General features: G+C 65.5%; 15 protein-coding genes and 1 pseudogene. 13 read left to right on the top strand and 3 right to left on the bottom strand.

Going from position 1 to position 17,251, the window contains the following annotated elements:
• Nucleotides 1-14: 14 nt before the first annotated feature.
• On the bottom strand, nt 15-761 hold the full coding sequence (locus tag A3M7_RS0140605) for a hypothetical protein (RefSeq protein ID WP_027549033.1): 747 nt from the start codon (nt 759-761) through the stop codon (nt 15-17).
• Between the two features lie 294 nt (nt 762-1,055).
• Here A3M7_RS0140605 and A3M7_RS0140610 point away from each other — a divergent pair, with 294 nt between their 5' ends.
• Together A3M7_RS0140610 and A3M7_RS0140615 are read left to right on the top strand one after the other, a co-directional pair.
• Nucleotides 1,056-2,081, top strand: a complete 1,026-nt coding sequence (locus A3M7_RS0140610; protein ID WP_027549034.1) for an ABC transporter substrate-binding protein — start codon at nt 1,056-1,058, stop codon at nt 2,079-2,081.
• The gene (locus tag A3M7_RS0140615; RefSeq protein WP_027549035.1) at nt 2,078-4,771 is read left to right on the top strand and encodes a hybrid sensor histidine kinase/response regulator; all 2,694 of its coding nucleotides are present in this window, start codon (nt 2,078-2,080) and stop codon (nt 4,769-4,771) included. Before A3M7_RS0140610 ends, A3M7_RS0140615 begins: the two co-directional genes overlap by 4 nt.
• 111 nt (nt 4,772-4,882) lie before the next feature.
• Here A3M7_RS0140615 and A3M7_RS0140620 read toward each other — a convergent pair whose 3' ends face one another.
• Together A3M7_RS0140620 and A3M7_RS45710 are read right to left on the bottom strand one after the other, a co-directional pair.
• Nucleotides 4,883-5,359, bottom strand: a complete 477-nt coding sequence (locus A3M7_RS0140620) for a hypothetical protein (RefSeq protein WP_027549036.1) — start codon at nt 5,357-5,359, stop codon at nt 4,883-4,885.
• A 385-nt stretch (nt 5,360-5,744) separates the two neighbouring features.
• The gene (locus tag A3M7_RS45710; protein WP_049823999.1) at nt 5,745-6,674 is read right to left on the bottom strand and encodes a LysR family transcriptional regulator; all 930 of its coding nucleotides are present in this window, start codon (nt 6,672-6,674) and stop codon (nt 5,745-5,747) included.
• 128 nt (nt 6,675-6,802) lie between these two features.
• Between A3M7_RS45710 and A3M7_RS0140630 the strand changes: the two genes are divergently transcribed.
• The 11 genes and pseudogenes from A3M7_RS0140630 to A3M7_RS0140680 all read left to right on the top strand — a co-directional run.
• Complete coding sequence (locus tag A3M7_RS0140630; protein ID WP_027549037.1) at nt 6,803-7,741, top strand: ring-cleaving dioxygenase; 939 nt, start codon at nt 6,803-6,805, stop codon at nt 7,739-7,741.
• Nucleotides 7,738-8,364: an alpha/beta hydrolase gene (locus A3M7_RS0140635; protein ID WP_027549038.1), complete on the top strand. Its 627-nt coding sequence runs from the start codon at nt 7,738-7,740 to the stop codon at nt 8,362-8,364. Before A3M7_RS0140630 ends, A3M7_RS0140635 begins: the two co-directional genes overlap by 4 nt.
• A gap of 177 nt (nt 8,365-8,541) precedes the next feature.
• The gene (locus A3M7_RS0140640; RefSeq protein ID WP_027549039.1) at nt 8,542-9,324 is read left to right on the top strand and encodes an IclR family transcriptional regulator; all 783 of its coding nucleotides are present in this window, start codon (nt 8,542-8,544) and stop codon (nt 9,322-9,324) included.
• Nucleotides 9,321-10,196 carry an ABC transporter permease gene (locus A3M7_RS0140645; protein WP_027549040.1) on the top strand — a complete coding sequence of 292 codons (876 nt, stop codon included), beginning with the start codon at nt 9,321-9,323 and terminating at the stop codon, nt 10,194-10,196. Before A3M7_RS0140640 ends, A3M7_RS0140645 begins: the two co-directional genes overlap by 4 nt.
• 8 nt (nt 10,197-10,204) lie before the next feature.
• Nucleotides 10,205-11,071 carry an ABC transporter permease gene (locus A3M7_RS0140650; RefSeq protein WP_049824000.1) on the top strand — a complete coding sequence of 289 codons (867 nt, stop codon included), beginning with the start codon at nt 10,205-10,207 and terminating at the stop codon, nt 11,069-11,071.
• Between the two features lie 28 nt (nt 11,072-11,099).
• A complete protein-coding gene (locus tag A3M7_RS0140655) occupies nt 11,100-12,164 on the top strand; it encodes an extracellular solute-binding protein (protein ID WP_027549042.1) in 1,065 nt (354 codons plus the stop codon).
• Nucleotides 12,161-13,246, top strand: coding sequence for an ABC transporter ATP-binding protein (locus tag A3M7_RS0140660; RefSeq protein WP_027549043.1), 1,086 nt, complete (start codon nt 12,161-12,163; stop codon nt 13,244-13,246). The genes A3M7_RS0140655 and A3M7_RS0140660 overlap by 4 nt, the downstream gene beginning before the upstream one ends.
• A 2-nt stretch (nt 13,247-13,248) precedes the next feature.
• On the top strand, nt 13,249-13,935 hold the full coding sequence (locus A3M7_RS0140665) for an AroM family protein (protein WP_027549044.1): 687 nt from the start codon (nt 13,249-13,251) through the stop codon (nt 13,933-13,935).
• Nucleotides 13,932-15,038: a DUF917 domain-containing protein gene (locus A3M7_RS0140670; RefSeq protein ID WP_027549045.1), complete on the top strand. Its 1,107-nt coding sequence runs from the start codon at nt 13,932-13,934 to the stop codon at nt 15,036-15,038. The genes A3M7_RS0140665 and A3M7_RS0140670 overlap by 4 nt, the downstream gene beginning before the upstream one ends.
• A gap of 6 nt (nt 15,039-15,044) precedes the next feature.
• Nucleotides 15,045-16,598, top strand: coding sequence for a hydantoinase/oxoprolinase N-terminal domain-containing protein (locus A3M7_RS0140675; protein WP_027549046.1), 1,554 nt, complete (start codon nt 15,045-15,047; stop codon nt 16,596-16,598).
• Nucleotides 16,599-17,064: 466 nt separating this feature from the next.
• Nucleotides 17,065-17,251, top strand: a pseudogene (locus tag A3M7_RS0140680) (IS5/IS1182 family transposase); the annotation flags it as partial.

A 17,251-nucleotide genomic window follows, 5' to 3' on the forward strand; every position in this document is an offset into this window, starting at 1 on the left:
GGAAGCGTCCGGCATCAGAACTGGCCGGGCGGCAGCTTGAAGATGTCGGGGCTCTTGGCGTCGGCCACGTAGAACAGCAGGAGGCTGGTCGGCGTCAGCACACGCTGGTTATTCTCCTTGTTCTCGAACGTGCCCTGGAGCAGCAGGATCACCGAGCGGTCCTTGGCGTCGCTGCCGCGGAACATCACGATGCCGCCGGCAACAGGCATGTTGACCGCGATGGAATCAGGCTTGAAGCCTTCGCCCATGAAATGGGCGCGCAGGATGTTGGCGTTGGAGAACAGCTTCTCCGCCGTGATCGCCGCGTCGGTCCCCTTCGACCAGACGGCGCCGACCTGGATCAGCGACTTGGACTTGTAGCCGAACACGTAGGAGAGCTCGGCGGTCCCGCCGTTCGGCAGCAGTTCTGGAACCGACATGAGGATGCTATGCGTCAGCTCCGACGCGTTGTCCTGCGCCTTGATGGCGTCGGGCTTGGCGTTGAAGTCCTTGATCATCGCCGCGCGCACGTCGGCCTCGCTCATGCCGAACTTGGCGGAGCGGAAGCCGTCGATCGCCTTGACCTTGTCATCCGCGCCGGCGCTCGGCGCCTCGGTCGTGGCCGCCGCCGGAGCGCCGGCTGCCGGAGCAGCCCCAGCCGCGGCAGCCTTCGGAGCCTGCGCGGCCTTCTGCTTTGGAACGGCGCTCTGGGCCGCCAACGGACCCGCAGCAACGGAGGTGAGAAGACCGACGAGGGCCGGAACGAGATAGATTTTGCGCATCGAAAACCTTCGAAACAATTTGAAAGAACGCTTCAAAAATCGGCAGTCACGAAATCGGCTTCTCCGAACCGCCATCGCACCTGAGACGGAAAATGTTGCAATGCCACAAGGCGTTACAAAACATCACGGAGCAGACAAGGCTCGAACCAGCGACTCCTCAGCGGCGTAGGAATACGGTATCGGGTTGCCAAACGCTGCGAATGAACATTCACAAGCGCATTTTTTCATCAATTGTGGTTGCCGGCCGTTCGCGCTAAGCATCCGCCCTGGGGCAAGCATCATGCAAAGAATTTCATGAACGAACGGCCTTTCGCGGTCGATCGCCGCGGGTTCATTCGCCTTGCGGGAGCAACCGCTGCGGGATGGCTCGCGCTCGGCGCAACACCTGATCGCATGCGGGTCGTCGCATCGCTGACGGCATTGTCGCTCGACGACGAACTGACCAGAAGGAGCATGACCGACAGCCCGACCTCGCGCCTGGGTGGTCTCATCGTCGGGCTCAGGCAGCGAGGCTGGGTCGAAGGCGTCAATTTCCGCCTCGAACTCCGTTCGACCTTCGGCCCACCGGACAAACTGAAGGCGGCGATTCAGGAGCTGCTGGAGCTCAAGCCGGACGTGATCCTGACGGGGTCGACGATCGAAACCGCAGCGGTCCTTGCAGCCACCAAGTCCATTCCGATCGTCTTCGCGACCGCCAACGATCCTGTTGGCAACGGCTTCGTCGAAAGCCTTGCGCACCCCGGTGGCAACGTCACCGGCTTCACCAGCAGCACCGCCGAGATGGGCGGCAAATGGCTTCAGCTCGTCCGGGAGGCCGTACCGGATGTTGCTCGCGTCGGTGTCCTGTTCAACCCGGCGACCACGCCTCGTGCGGGGCGCTTCTTTCTCGATTCGATCGAGCAAGAAGCTGCGACATCCGGGGTGTCCGTTGCCCCCACCCCCGTCGGCGCGCCAACGGAGATCGACGAAGCCGTCAGCCGCTTCTCCGAACCGCCCAAGGCGGCGATGATCGCCCTCGTCGACAGCTTTCTGGTGGTCAACCGGCAGGCGATCGTCGCGGCAGCCGCCAAGTATCGCGTACCGACGATCTATCCCTTCCACTATTTCATGGATGCAGGCGGGCTGATGAGCTACGGGCCGACGCTGGAAGTCCGTTCGGCCGACTATGTCGATCTCATCCTGCGCGGCACCAAGGCCGGCGATCTGCCGGTGCAATCGCCGCGGAAATACGAATTGCTGATCAACCGCACGGTTGCCCGAACGCTCGGCTTGACCATACCATTCACGCTGCTCGCACGCGCCGACGAGATCCGCGAGTGAACGAGACGATCGACCAGGGACATTTGCGGACGCCTCCCGGCCGGCTGTTCCGCAAATATCTCTACTCGATCGTCGCCCTCGCCTTTGCCGCGCTCGCCATCAACACCGGCTTCGACGTCTGGTTCTCCTATCGCGAGCAGAAGCAGCTCCTCGCGGCAACCCAGCGCGAGCAGGCAGCGTCGGCGGCCATTCAGATCGGCCAGTTCATCGGCCAGATCGAAAACCAGATCAGATGGCTCTCCCGCCTGCCCCCGGAGCTGTCGACGAACGAGGACGAGCGCCTGAACGCGATCCGCCTCCTGCGCCTCTCGCCCGCGATCGCTGAAATCGCCGAGCTCGACGCGCAAGGTCGCGAGCAGGTGCGCGTGTCGCGCCGCGTCGCGGACCGTATCGGCAGCAGGATCGACCTCTCCGCTTCGCCCGCCTTCCGTGGCGCCAACGAAAGCCGGACCTATTACGGGCCGGTATACTTCTTCGGCGACACCGAGCCGTTCATGACGATCGCCGCGCGCGGCGTTGGCCGCGGTCCCAATGTGATCGTCGCCGAAGTCAATCTGCGCTTCATCTGGGACCTCGTCGCGGGGATCAGGGTCGGCAATACCGGCAAGGCCTATGTGGTCGACCGCTTGGGGCTGTTGATCGCACATCCGGATCTGTGGCCGGCGCTACGCCGCAGCGATCTTTCGGGACATGCCGACGTTCGCGCCGCACTCGATGGCGTCGGGCCACCGTCAGGCGGCCTGATCAAGGAAGATCTGTCCGGTCAACGCGTGCTGTCGACCTATGCGACGGTGCCCTCGCTCGGCTGGGTGGTGTTCGTCGAGCTTCCGCTCACCGAAGCCTATGCGCCGATCTACGCGTCGATCGGCCGCTCGACGTTTCTCCTCGTCGTTCTGCTCGCCTGCGCGGTGCTGGTCTCGCTCTTTCTCAGCCGGCGCATGACCGTGCCGATCCAGATCCTGACGCAGGGCGCGCGCCGGATCGGCAGCGGCGATCTCGGCCTGCGGCTCGCGATCAAGACCGGCGACGAGCTGGAAGCGCTCGGCGACCAGTTCAACCGGATGGCCGCGCATTTGCGCGAATCCTACGCGACGCTCGAGCGCAAGGTCATCGAGCGAACCTCCGAGCTCGAGAAGGCGCGCGACCACGCCCTCGCCGAGCATGACGCGGCCGAGCGTGCGCGCAGCATTGCCGTCCAGGCCAACGAGACCAAGTCGCGCTTCCTCGCGGTCGTCAGCCACGAGCTGCGCACGCCGCTGAACGGCGTCATGGGCGTGCTGCAACTGCTGGACGACGGCAGCCTCGGCGAAGCGCAGCGCCGCCACCTCGCCACCGCCGCCGCATCGAGCGAAACGCTGATCGCGCTGGTCGATGCGATCCTGGAATATGCCCGCCTGGAAGCCAGCGCCGAAACGCTGGAGACACGCGACTTCCGTCTCGACCAGCTCATCGAGGCCGCCGCCGATCTGATGCGCCCGCAGGCCTTCGACAAGGGACTGACGTTCGATCTTGCCAGCGATGCGACGGTCAACACCTCCGTGCACGGCGATCCTGTCAGGCTCAATCGCATCCTACTCAATTTGATCGGCAATGCCATCAAGTTCACCCCGCGCGGCGGGATCGGCCTGAAGGCGGTTGCCGAGCAGAACGACGATCACGTCCTGCTGCGCATCACGATTCGCGATACCGGGATCGGCATCCCGCCCGACATGCATGAGCGGATCTTCGAGGATTTCGTCCAGGCGGACGACAGCATCGCGCGGCGGTTCGGCGGCACCGGCCTCGGCCTCGCGATCGCGCGGCGACTGACGCGCCTGATGCGCGGCGAGCTGACGGTGGAGAGCACGCCGGGCGCGGGCAGCACGTTCACGCTACAGGTGCCGCTTGGCCGCGCCGCGAGCGGTATCGCGCAAGGTACGGTCCTGCCGCCGTCGCGGCGGCTCAGCGTGCTGCTGGTCGACGACGATCCCGTCAATTGCGAGGTCGGCGAAGCGATCCTGAACCGGCTCGGCCATCGCCCCACGATCGCCAGGAACGGCGCGTCGGCCATAGAGCTCGCCCGCGATCAAGCGTTCGACGTCATCCTGATGGATCTGCACATGCCTGACATGGACGGCGTGGAGGCGGCATCGCAGATCGGCAAGCTGGGTCTGCCGACGATGCCGCGCATCATCGCCGTGACGGCCGACGTGTCGGGCAGCGCCCGCGAGCGGCTCGCGGACGCCGGGATCGCCAAGGTCGTCAGCAAGCCGATCCTGATCAATGCGCTGCGCGAGGCGATCGAGGACGATCCCTGGGACGCGCCGGAAGCATCGCAACTTGCCGCAGACGGATTGATCGACCGGCACTTCCTCGACGATCAGCGGGAGCTGCTCGGGCCTGCGCAAATCGAAAAGCTCCGCCATCTGCTGGGCGAGACCAGCGCAAGATTGATCGACGACGTCGCCAAGGCTGCGGCGGCCAGCGATCACGCGCAGCTCGCACGATCTGCGCACCAGCTCGGCAGCGCGGCGAGCGCGCTCGGGCTCGTCCGCCTGTTCGATCGCTGCCGCGACGTCGAGCTGGCGGCGCCCGCGATGTCATCGCCTGAGCACCAAAATGCTGCGCGCGAACTCGCCGAGCTTCAGCAGGCGTCGATGCGCGCGCTGGACGATCTGCTTCAGCCCGCCGAACAAGGTTCGGTCAGTTAGATTTGCCCAGATTGGAGCTCTTCGAACTTTGCCGGCCGGCGATATGCTTCCGGCCGGGCCAACGCGCCACACAAGGGATCAACTCCTTTATGCGGGACCTGTGTACAGCTGTCACGAGCCCGGAGTTTTAACGACGAGCTTTATGTTCAACAGGTTGACGCCCTTGAATGGGTTCGGAGCGCTTTCGATTGTTCCCGTGCCCGTGGCGTTCGCATAGGCACCTGTGCCCGACAGGATTGTGTATTCGCCCGTCGATTTGCCGTCTTTGGCCGAACCGGTGTAGCGCGCCGTAATCGAGCCTTCCTCGAACGTGTAGGTGCTATAGCCGAAGAAGGGGCCCGAACCTTTGAGCAGGTCCGAAGCATTGACGAACTCTTTCACTCCGATACGGCCATCGTTGAATACGGCGACACCAAAGAACTTGCCAGTCACAACCGTCTGTCCTTCGACGTTTGCGGCCTCTATGACCTTGAGGTCGATCGGCTTCGTAACCAGCTTGAACTCGAGCACCCGCTCACCGGCTACGGCTGTTGACGCCGCGACGGCCAATATCACGCCAGAAAGGAAAAAGGTGAGAGACTTCCGCATAGCTTCCTCCTGCGCTTGTTGAAATCAAGTTGAGAAGTGCTGGCGAGCTACTCGTCATGCCCCGGCTCTTCGCGGTGGCACGGAAGAGAGCCCTTGGCAACGCCCCGGCAGCAGCTGAAGCACTCTGTCCTAAGGCGCAAAGTCGGGACGCAAATATGAGTCCCAAGCGACGGGAAGAAAGTTCAGGTTTCCGTTACGGTATAATCGTATCCAGCCACAGCGCGGGGACTCTCAGCAAAGACACAATCCTCATGGTCTTTGCTGGTCGCCGGACTTCTTCCAATCGTTCGCGGAAGAGCTTTTTCGAGGAATTACTGTCACCAACGTTGACGAATGAATAGAACTCATGCCGCCCACCGCACCGTAGCCCGGCAGATTCATGCCTTCACGACCGAGCCTCCGCACGTCTGCGCCCGCCACCTGTCCCCTCCTCGCGGCCAAAACGCTCGACCAGGAAGTCGATGAACAGCCGCACCTTCACCGACAGATGCCGCGTCGGCGGATAGACCGCATAGAGCGCGAGCGGCGGCGCCGAATAATCATCCAGCACCGTTCGCAGCTCGCCCTTCTGCAAGGCATCAGCGGCGATGAACTCGGGTAGCAGCGCCAGCCCCCTGCCCTTGATCGCGACATCGCGCAGCACCTCGGCATTGTTGACGCAGAGCGACCAGGCCGGCTGGATCCAGTGATCGCCGTCGGCGCCGGTGAGCTTCCACTGATTGCCGGTGAGCAGGAAGCCGTAGGTCAGCGACGCATGCTCGCGCAGGTCCTGCGGATGCTTCGGTGTGCCGTGACGCGCCAGATAGTCGGGCGAAGCGCAGATCATGCGCGCCACCGGCATGATCTTGCGCGCGATCAGGCTGGAAGATTCCAGCTCCGCGATCCGCAGCGTCACGTCAAAACCATCCTGTACGGGATCGAGCAGATCGTCGCTGAGCACGATCTGAAGCTGAAGCTCCGGATATCGCACCATGAAATCGGCCAGCCCCGGCCCGAGCCGCATGGTGCCGAACGACATCGGCGCGTTGACGCGCAACAGTCCCCGCGGTGCCGACTGGAGCTGCGCCACCGCCTGGTCGGCCGCCTCGATCTCCGAGAGAATGACGACCGCGCGCTCGAAATAGCGCTGGCCGTTCTCGGTCGGGCTCGCGTGGCGGGTGGTCCGGTTCAGGAGCTGGACGCCGAGGCTCTCCTCGAGGTCGGCGATGTATTTGCTGATCGCCGAGCGCGACAGCCGTAGCTGACGGCCCGCCTCGGCAAAGCTGCCGCTTTCGACCACCTTCACGAAGGCCCGGAGGCTGGCGACCTTATCCAAGCGCCCGCTCCAGCGATTGTTTCCAAATCGTAGACATAGACGTCATATTTGCATGGATTGTCTCCAATCCAAAGCGGAACGATATTTCCGGCCAGAGCAAGACCGCTCCCCGCATTTGGAGGACGACAATGTCTGGACTGCACCACGTCACCGCGATCGCCGGCGACCCCATCAGGAACTTCGGCTTCTACACCAGGGATCTCGGCCTGCGCTTCGTCAAGAAGACGGTCAATTTCGACGATCCCGGCACCTATCACTTCTATTATGGCGACGAGACCGGCCGCCCCGGCACCATCCTGACCTTCTTCCCCTGGGCCGGCGTGCCGGCCGGGCGCCGCGGCGTCGGCGAGACCCATCAGACCGCCTTCCGCGTGCCGCAGCGCTCGCTCGGCTACTGGACGCAGCGCTTCACCGAGAAGGGCATTGCCTATGAGGCGCTGGAGAAGCGCTTCGGCGAGTCCGTGCTGCCGTTCACCGACCCCGATGGCATGGCGCTCGCGCTGGTCGGCATTCCCGGTGCCGAGAACGAGCCGGGCTGGAGCAATGGCGACGTACCGGCCGAGCATGCGATCCGCGGCTTCCACGGCGTGACGTTGCTGCTCGACAGCGCGGCGAAGACGGCGGCCATCCTCACCGACGTGTTCGGCTTCAAGGAGACGGGGCGCGAGGGCTCGGTGATCCGCTTCAAGGCGCCGGGCGATGCCGAGGGCAGCGTCGTCGACATCTATGAGGCCAAGGGCTTTTTGCGCGGACATCAGGGCGGCGGCTCCGTGCACCACATCGCCTTCCGCGCGGCCGATGACGCCGAGCAGGGTCAGATGGCGCAAAAGCTGGTTAGCAATCACGGCCTGCACCCGACCGAGCAGAGGGACCGCAACTACTTCCGCTCGATCTACTTCCGCGAGCCCGGCGGCGTGCTGTTCGAGATCGCGACCGACATCCCCGGCTTCGCCGTCGACGAACCCGTGGCGACGCTGGGACGCGACTTGAAGCTGCCGAGCTTCCTCGAACAACACCGCAAGCAGATCGAAGGCGTACTGCCGAGCCTGGAAGAAAGCGTGTCATGACCGAGAGTGCATTCATCCATCGTTTCGAGCCCGCGACCAGCGCGGGCTCGGCCCCGCTCCTGCTGCTGCACGGCACCGGCGGCGACGAGAACGACCTGCTTGGGCTCGGCAAGATGATCTCGCCCGGCTCGGCCCTGCTCTCGCCGCGCGGCAGCGTGCTCGAGCACGGCATGCCGCGCTTCTTCCGCCGCCTCGCTGAAGGGGTGTTCGACGAGGACGACGTGCGCCGGCGCGCGCGCGAGCTCGGCGACTTCGTCAGCGAGGCGCGGCAGCGCTACGGCATCGCCGCGCCGGTTGCGGTCGGCTTCTCCAACGGCGCCAACATCGCAGCCGCGCTGCTGCTGCTAAAACCGGACGTGCTGGCAGGCGCGATCCTGCTGCGCGCCATGGTGCCGCTGTCGGATCCGCCCAAGGCGGAGCTCGACGGCAAGCCGGTCCTGCTCCTGTCCGGGCAGGCCGATCCGATCGTGCCCGCGAGCAACTCGGCACGGCTCGCTGCGCTGCTGTCGCAGGCAGGTGCCGGCGTGACGCACAAGGTCCTGCCGGCGGGCCATCAATTGTCGCAAGCCGATGTAACACTTGCTCGCGACTGGATCGGCAACGTCGCCGCGGAAGCGGCCTGATCCCAAAGCGGCGCACCGCCCATCCGTGGTGCGCCGTTTCGAACCGGCGAGCGACCTTCCGCTGCATCTGCGCAATCGGGCACCACCCTGCCGGAAATTTCCGCTTGCCCGTTTCCGCGCCATGCTTAGAATTTGGGACAAGGTTCCGAAATTTGGAACTACCTTGGACCGACCTTCATGAGCGCCCTCACCAACGCGATCGAGATCCTGCGCTGCTTTTCCAGCGCGCGGCCGGATCTGTCGTTCGCGGATGTGATGGCACTGACGGGCAAGCCGAAGAGCTCGACCTCGCGGCTGCTGCGGTCCTTGCGCGACTGCGGCCTGCTCGAGCAGGACCCGCACACCCGCCGCTACCGGCCGGGTCTGCTCACCTTCGAGCTCGGCCGGCTGCACCGCGCCCATGACGATCTCATCAGCATAGCCGAGCGCGAGCTGCGCGAGGTCTGCGCCCGCACCGGCCACACCGGCTACATCGCCGTGCTCGACGGCTACGAGCAGGTCGTGCTCAGGATCGTGCCGGGCTCGAATCCCCTGCGCGTCGTCAATCCGCCCGGCCAGCGCACGCCGGCGCTCGCCACCTCCAACGGCCGCGCCATGCTCGCCCGCCTCACCGACGAGGACATTCGCGCGCGCGTGCCCGCGACCTATCCAAAGCTGCCGCGCAACTCGCCGCAGAACTTCAAGCAGCTGATGGCGCGCATGGACGAGATCCGCCGCACCGGCGTGTCCGAGGCCGCCGATGAATCGATCGAAGGCGTGGGCTCGCAAGGTTTTGCGCTGAAGAGTGGCGAAACCGGCGAGATGATCGGAATCGCGGTGTCCTACTCGGTACAGGCGACCACCGCCGCCGAGCGCGCCAATGTCCGCCGTGAGCTGGCGGCGATGGCCGCAAAACTGCGGCGCATGACCGGCGATCCGCTCGATCAGGATACAGCGCGCGTTCAGACGGGGTCGCGATGAGCAGCGCCGCGACCACGCGTCCCAACGGCCTTGCGCTCTTCATTCTGCCGAGCGCGCTGCTGTTTGCCCTCTTCTTCTTCCTGCCGATCGGGCTGATGGCGCTGATGAGCGTGCTCACCGGCAATCCGGTGGTGGCGCCGAAGGTCGCCTTCACCACGCGTCACTACGCCCGCATGATCGACGATCCCTTTTATCTCGAGGTGATCTGGACCACGATCCGGATCGGACTCGTGACCACGCTGGTCGCGCTCGCGATCGGCTATCCGCTGGCGCACTGGATGGCGCGCATCAAGAGCCGCACCGGGCACGCGCTGCTGCTGATGGCGGTGCTGGCGCCGATGCTGACCGGCATCGTGGTGCGCACCTTCGCCTGGATGACGCTGCTGTCCGACAAGGGCGTCGTCAATCAGACCCTGATGTCGCTCGGCGTCATCTCTCAGCCCCTGAAGCTGATGTACACCGAGACCGGCATCGTGGTCGGCCTCGTCCACATCTACGTGCCCTTCATGGTGCTGACGCTGACCGGCGTGATCGGCCGTATCGACGAGCGGCTGGAGCAGGCCGCGGAAAATCTCGGCGCAAGCCCCTTGCGCGCCTTCCTTGAGGTGACGCTACCCTTGAGTCTGCCCGGCATTCTCGCCGGCTCGCTGCTGGTCTTCGCGCTGGCGATCAGCGCCTATGTCACGCCGATCCTGCTCGGCGGCTTCCAGATCATGACGCTGCCGATCCTGATCTACCAGCAGATCTCCGCGAACTTCAACGTCGGCTTCGCCGCCGCACTCGGCATCGTCCTGCTGATGCTCTCGCTCGGGCTCGTCGTCGCCTACAACCGCGCGCTCGGCCTCGTCTCCGGCCAGCGCGAATTGCAGTGAGGCCGACGATGCAAACCACCGCCTCGCACAGCCCACCCCTCGCGGCGGCCCGGCAGGCGGCTCCCGCGCGGACGGCGGGAAGCGTCAGGCATTACGGCCGCTATCTCTATCTCGCCGTCAACATCGCCATCCTGGTCTTCCTGCTGGCACCGATCGCGATCGTCGTCGTGTTCGCCCTGAACCCGACGCCCTTCATCCAGTTTCCGCCGGTCGGCGTGTCCTTGCGCTGGTTCGAGAAGTTCTTCGCATCGCGCGACTTCATGCATGCGCTCGGCTTCAGCCTCGAAGTCGCGGTCCTCACCACCATAGCGGCAACGTTCCTCGGCGCCTCCGCGGCGCTCGCGCTTGCGCGCGGCAATCTGCCGGGCACGCGGCTGATCGTGGCGACGATGCTGTCCCCCCTGATGCTGCCGGCGATCCTGACCGGCCTTGCGCTGTTCCAGACCTATGTGCTGCTCGATGTGGGGCGTCCGACCTGGGGCCTCGTCGCCGGCCACACGCTGGTGACGCTGCCTTACGTCGTGCGCACCACGCTCGCCGTGCTGCACAATTTCGACACGCGTCTGGAGGAAGCGGCACAGAACCTCGGCGCAAGTCCCCTGCGCACCTTCTTCGAGGTGACGCTGCCGCTGATCAAGCCGGGCGTGCTGGCAGGCGCGATCTTCGCCTTCATCGTCTCCTTCGACCAGTTTCCGGTGTCGCTGTTCCTGGTCTCGCCGGGCAACGAGACGCTGCCGGTCACGCTGTTCAACTATCTCAAGTTCGATCTGGACGGCACGATTGGGGCTGCTTCCGTGGTCTCGATCGTCCTCGCCTTTGTCGTCGTCATCGGGCTCGACCGCACGGTCGGCCTGCGCTCCTACGTCAAATTGTAACCGCTCATTGTACCGAAGGAATCGAGACATGATGAAAGCTCTGGGATCCTCACGGCTCAGCCGCCGCCGCTTTCTGACCGCGAGCGCCTCGCTCGGCATCGGCACGATTGCCGCGCCCTACGTCGCGCGCGCCGACGATCCGACGCTGCGCATTACCGGCTGGGGCGGCAAGTGGGGCGAGATCATGAAGGCCGAGATCGGCCCCGCCTTCGAGAGCGAGTTCAAGTGCAAGCTCCAGATCGACTCCGCGTTCCCTTATCTGCCGAAGCTTCAGGCGAGCTCGCGCTCCGCGCCGATCTACGACGTACTGCACACCAATTCCAACGAGCAGTGGGCGGCGGCCGAGATGGGCCTCGTCGAGCCGAAGATCGATCCCAAGCTCGTGCCGAACCTCGCCGACGTCTATCCCTATGCCGTCAGCGACAAGATCGTCGGCGTCTCGATCTTCACCAGCGCCATCGGACTCGGCCTGCGCACCGACAAGGGCTATGGCAGCATCACCTCGTGGAAGGAGCTGTGGGACGCGAAATACAACGGCGTCCGCGGCGGCTACGTCATTCCCGTCAACAGCCTCGGCCAGGCCTTCCTGATGATGTGCGGCACGTTGTTTGGCAAGGGACAGACCGATCTCGATGCGGCCTACACCGCACTGGAGAAGCTCAAGCCGATCAAGATCGTCGATTTCACCGGCGCGATGGAGAAGATGCTGCTGTCGGGCGAAGTCGGCCTCTGCGTCATCCACGATTCCGGCATCTACCGCTATGACGGGCAGAACCAGCCGACCGACTTCGTCTCGCCGAGCGAAGGCGTGCTGTCGCTCGAGCAGGTCCTGACCATCACCCCCGGCAGCAAGATGAAGGAGCTCGCCAACGCCTATGTCAACTACATGCTCCGCCCCGAGGTGCAGAAGCGCCTTGCGGAAACCGTGTGGTACTCGCCGGCCAACAAGAAGGTGAAGCTCGACGCCAAGTACGACGCCAAGCTGCTCACCACGCCGGAAAAGGTCTCGAAGCTGATCCAGGTCGACTGGAAGTGGTACAACGAGCGCAAGGACGAGATCGACCAGCGTGTCAACCGGATCTTCCGCGCATGAGCGCATCGATCGAGATCGCCGGCGTCAGCAAGGTCTATGACGGCGGCGTCCGCGCGGTGGACGCGGTCGCCATGGACATCCGGCAGGGCGAGTTCTTCTCCCTGCTCGGCCCGTCCGGCTGCGGCAAGACCACGACGCTGCGCATGATTGCCGGCTTCGAGACGCCGAGCGCGGGCGCGATCCGCGTCGACGGCGCCGACATCACCCATGTGCCCGCGCACAAGCGCGACATGGGCATGGTGTTCCAGAACTACGCGCTGTTTCCCCATCGCACCGTCGCCGAGAACGTCGCCTTCGGCCTGCGCATGCGCGGGCTCGACAAAGCGACCATCGCAGCCAAGGTGAAGGCGGCGCTGGCCATGGTCGAGCTGTCCGGCCTCGAGGACCGACGACCCGCCCAGCTCTCCGGCGGCCAGCAGCAGCGCGTGGCGCTCGCCCGCGCCATCGTGATCGCGCCGCGCGTCCTGCTCTGCGACGAGCCGCTCGGCGCGCTCGACAAGAAGCTGCGCCAGCAGATGCAGTTCGAGCTCAAGCAGCTCCAGAAGAAGCTCGGCCTGACCCTCGTCTTCGTCACCCACGACCAGGAAGAGGCGCTGGCGATGTCCGACCGTATCGCCGTGATGAACGGCGGCCGCGTCGAGCAGGTCGGCACGCCGACGGAGATCTACAACCAGCCTACGACGCGCTTTGTCGCCGACTTCATCGGCGACACCAACATCTTTCGCGGCGAACGCACGACGACAAGCACCATTGCCTCGGCGCTCGACGTCGGCAAGGGCCTGATCCTGGCGCTGCCGCCCACCGAGGCGCAAGGCACCGGCGTTCTCTCGGTGGCGCTGCGTCCCGAAAAGATTCGTCTCATCCCGCGCGCTGACGCCGCCACCGCAGCCGGCAGCTCCGCCCACGGCATCGTCGAGAACACCAACTTCCTCGGCGGCGCCGTGCTCTACCGCATCACGCTCGATGGCGGCCATCGCGTCCTCGTGCAACAGCCCAATGCAGGCACGAGCCGCCTGTTCGTTCCCGGCAACGGTGTCACGCTCGACTGGACGCCGGCCGATCTCGTCGTCTTGAAGGACTAGACATGAACATGCCATTGAAGCACCAGCGCATCGGGGTGGTCGTGATCGGCCAGAGTCCGCGCCCGACCGTCGCATCGGAAATCGCCGCCGTGCTGTCGCCGGGCATCGAGATCGAGCTGCGCGGCGCGCTCGACGGCATGAGCCGCGCCGAGATCGACGCGATCCCGCCGATGGACGGCTACGACACGCTGTTCACGCTGCTGCCGAACGGCGACGGCGTCACCATCAGCAAGAAGGAAGTCGAGCGCCGCGCGAGCCAGCAGATCACCCGCTTCAAGCACGAGGGCGTCGGCGTGACGCTGATGGCGTGCACCGGCAAATTCCCCAATCTCGCGGCCGACGGCCTCGTCATCCTGCCCTCGGCCATCCTGCATAATCTCGTCGAGGCCGTGCTGCCGAAGGGCCGGCTCGGCGTGTTCTCGCCGCTGCCTGAACAGACCATGCTGATCGACAAGAAATGGCAGCGCGAAGGCGTCGAAGTCGTCGGCATCACGCTGCGTCCCGGCTCGAGCGACGCCGTCGTCGACGAAGCCGCACGCACGATGGCGGACCTCGAGCCCGATCTCGTGGTGATGGATTGCATCAGCTACACCAGCGCCAACAAGGCGCGTGTGCGCACGGCCTATCCCGGCCCCGTGATCCTCGGCATTGCCGCCGCGGCCCGTATCGTCGAGGAGCTGGTCTCGTGAGCAAGGTGGAATTGAAGACGATCAGCCTCGAGGAGATCGAGGCGCTTGCGGTCGGCGCCTGGATCCTCGGCACCGGCGGCGGTGGCAGCCCCTATCTCGGCCTGCTCAATCTGCGCCGGCTCTACGCCGAAGGGCACCGCGTGCAGTTGATGTCACCGCTCGGCCTCGACGACGAGGACTGGGTGGCGGTGGTCTCCAACATGGGTGCGCCGCTGGTCGGACAGGAGCGCCTCGCCGACAGCCGCAACATCGCGCGCGCCGTGCGCATGCAGGAGGAGATCAACGGCATCAAGTTCCGCGCCGTGATGTCGGTCGAGATCGGCGGCGGCAACGGCGTGCAGGCGCTGATGGCGGCCGCCCATCTCGGCATCCCCGTGGTCGACGCCGACTGCATGGGCCGCGCCTTCCCGGAGGCGCAGATGACCTCGGTCGCGATCGGCGACCTGCGTCCCTATCCCTGCACCCTCTACGATCCGCGCGGCATCGAGGCCGTCGTCACCAAGGTGCCGAGCTGGAAGTGGATGGAGCGGGCCAGCCGCAAGATCTGCGTCGAGATGGGCTCGATCGCCTCCACCAGCAAGGCGCCGCGCACGGGGCGCGAGGTGAAGGACTGGGGCATCCACTTCACCACCACCAAGGCGATCGGCATCGGCCGCGCCGTGCAGGAGGCAAATCGTCGTCACGAGGATCCGATCGCCGCGCTGCTGGCCACCGAAGGCGGCAAGAAGCTGTTCACCGGCAAGATCATCGACGTGGCGCGGCGCACGACGGAAGGATTTTTGCGTGGTTCGGCCATGATCGAGGGCAGCGACGCCGACCGCGGCAACAAGCTGGTGCTCTCGTTCCAGAACGAATGGATCGTGGCCTGGCGTGGCGAGAAGGCTATCGCGACATCGCCCGATCTGATCTGCGTGCTCGACAGCGTCAACGGCCACGGCGTCGGCACCGAGACCGTGCGCTACGGCCAGCGTGTCACCGTCGTGGCCCTGCCGGCGCCGGCCGTGCTGACGAGTCCCCGAGGCCTCGAATTCGTCGGCCCCCGCGCCTTCGGCTACGACCTCGACTACCGTTCCCTCTTCGCGCCCGCAGAGGCTGGAGCTTAAGATCCCATGAAGCGTATTGGCATCGATGTCGGCGGCACCAACACGGATGCCGTGCTGATCGTCGACGAGAAGGTCGTCCATTCCGTCAAGCGCCCGACCACCGCCGACGTGACTTCCGGCATCCTCGACGCGCTCAAGGCGCTCCGCGCCGAGCCGGCCGCCGCGATCAAGGTCGATGCGGTCGTGATCGGCACCACGCATTTCATCAACGCGGTGGTGCAGCGCCGTCACGTGCAGAAGATCGGCGCGATCCGCATCGGCATGCCCGCGAGCGCCTCGCTGCCGCCGTTCTGCGACTGGCCCACCGATCTCGCATCGCTTGTTGATGGCGAGATTTTCATGCTGGAGGGCGGCCACGATTACGACGGCCGCCCGTTCATGCCGCTCGACACCGCCGGGCTGAAGGAGGCCGCGCGAAAAATCAGGGACAAGGGTCTGCGCTCGGTCGCGGTGTGCTCGAGCTTCTCCCCGCTCGATCCCTCCTGCGAGACCACGGCGCGGGAGATCCTCGCCGAGATCTGTCCTGACGTCGCGGTGACGCTGTCGCACGATCTCGGCCGCATCGGTCTTCTGGAGCGCGAGAATGCCGCGCTGCTCAATGCATCCCTGCACGATCTCGCGGTCACCACGGTTGCGGCCTTCCGCAAGGCGATCGCCGACAGCGGCATCGATGCGCCGCTGTTCCTGACCCAGAACGACGGCACCGTGATGCAGGCCGAGATCGCCACCGCGTTCCCGGTGATGAGCTTTGCCTCCGGCGCCACCAATTCCATGCGCGGCGCCGCGCATCTGTCCGGCCTCGACGATGCCATGGTCGTCGACGTCGGCGGCACCACGAGCGACATCGGCCAGCTTCGTCACGGCTTCCCGCGCGAGGCCAATGCCGTGGTCGAGGTCGGCGGCGTGCGCACGCTGTTCCGGATGCCCGATCTGCTCTCGATCGGGCTCGGCGGCGGCAGCCATGTCGACGAGGACCCGGTCCGCGTCGGTCCGCTCAGCGTCGGCTACCGCCTGACGACGGACGCGCTGGTGTTCGGCGGATCGCGCCTCACCGCCACCGACATCGCGGTTGCGGCCGGCCTGATCGACATCGGCGACCGTTCGCGCGTCGCCAAGTTGCCGAAGCGCTTGATCGACGGCGCGCTGCGCGATGCCTGGCGCAAGCTGGAAGAGGACATCGACCGCATGAAGACCGAAGCCGGCGACGTGCCGCTGCTCGCGGTCGGCGGCGGCGCCTTCCTGGTGCCGGATCGCCTTCCCGGCATCTCCGAGATCGTGCGCGTGCCGCATGGCGACTGCGCCAATGCGGTCGGCGCTGCGATCGCGCAAGTCAGCGGCGAGGCCGACCAGGTGTTCCGCGATCTCAGCCGCGAGGATGCCATCGCCGCCGCGCGCGATATCGCAGCCGACCGTGCCGTCCAGGCAGGTGCTGCGCGCGACAGCCTCAAGACCGTCGACGTCGAGGACATGCCGATCGCCTATCTGCCCGGCAACGCGCTGCGTGTGCGCGTGCGTGTTGCGGGCGCGATCGCCGATCCGGATCTGCCGGCGGCGGCGTAAGCGCCTCCCCGGCATGACGACCCTCGTCAAACAAAAAGTGCGAAATCAACCCCATGCACAGTAGGCGGGGATTGGAAAATCAACGGCTTACGCGGGCAGGCCACGAGGCGGAGACAGACCCCTCACCCAAGTGAGTCCGTGTCTACCGGCGGCGCTGCCCTCTCCTGCAAGGGGAGAGGGCGCAGCAGCGGGCATCCCCGCCGTTTGACTCGTCGGGCAAAACAGGGGCACACTTCCATTATTCCGAAATCGTCAAAATCTTCCTTCTCCCCTTGTGGGAGAAGGTGGCGCGAAGCGCCGGATGAGGGGTTCTCTCCGCGAATTCATCTCGCGAGATTCGTGTGCGGAGACAGACCCCTCACCCAAGCGAGCCCCCATCTACGAACGGAGCCGCCCTCTCCCACAAGGGGCCTGTTGCGTAATTCGTCAATTGTGATTCCCTAGGGCAAAGCCTTGGAGGGTGGCGATGGCGGTTAAGCAGACGGGACAGCCGAGCTTTGTGGAAGCGCTGATGCCGAAGGGGGCCGGCGCCAATGCGGCGCTGGATCGGCTGGCTGGCCTGGTCAAGTGGTACCGGTTCGAGAAGCTGATCGGCCATTTGCGGGATGAGGGGAGTCCCGGTCGGCCAGGCTATCCGGTGCTGGTGCTGTTTC

It is taken from the genome of Bradyrhizobium sp. WSM2254 (assembly GCF_000472645.1).
GTDB classification, from domain to species: domain Bacteria; phylum Pseudomonadota; class Alphaproteobacteria; order Rhizobiales; family Xanthobacteraceae; genus Bradyrhizobium; species Bradyrhizobium niftali.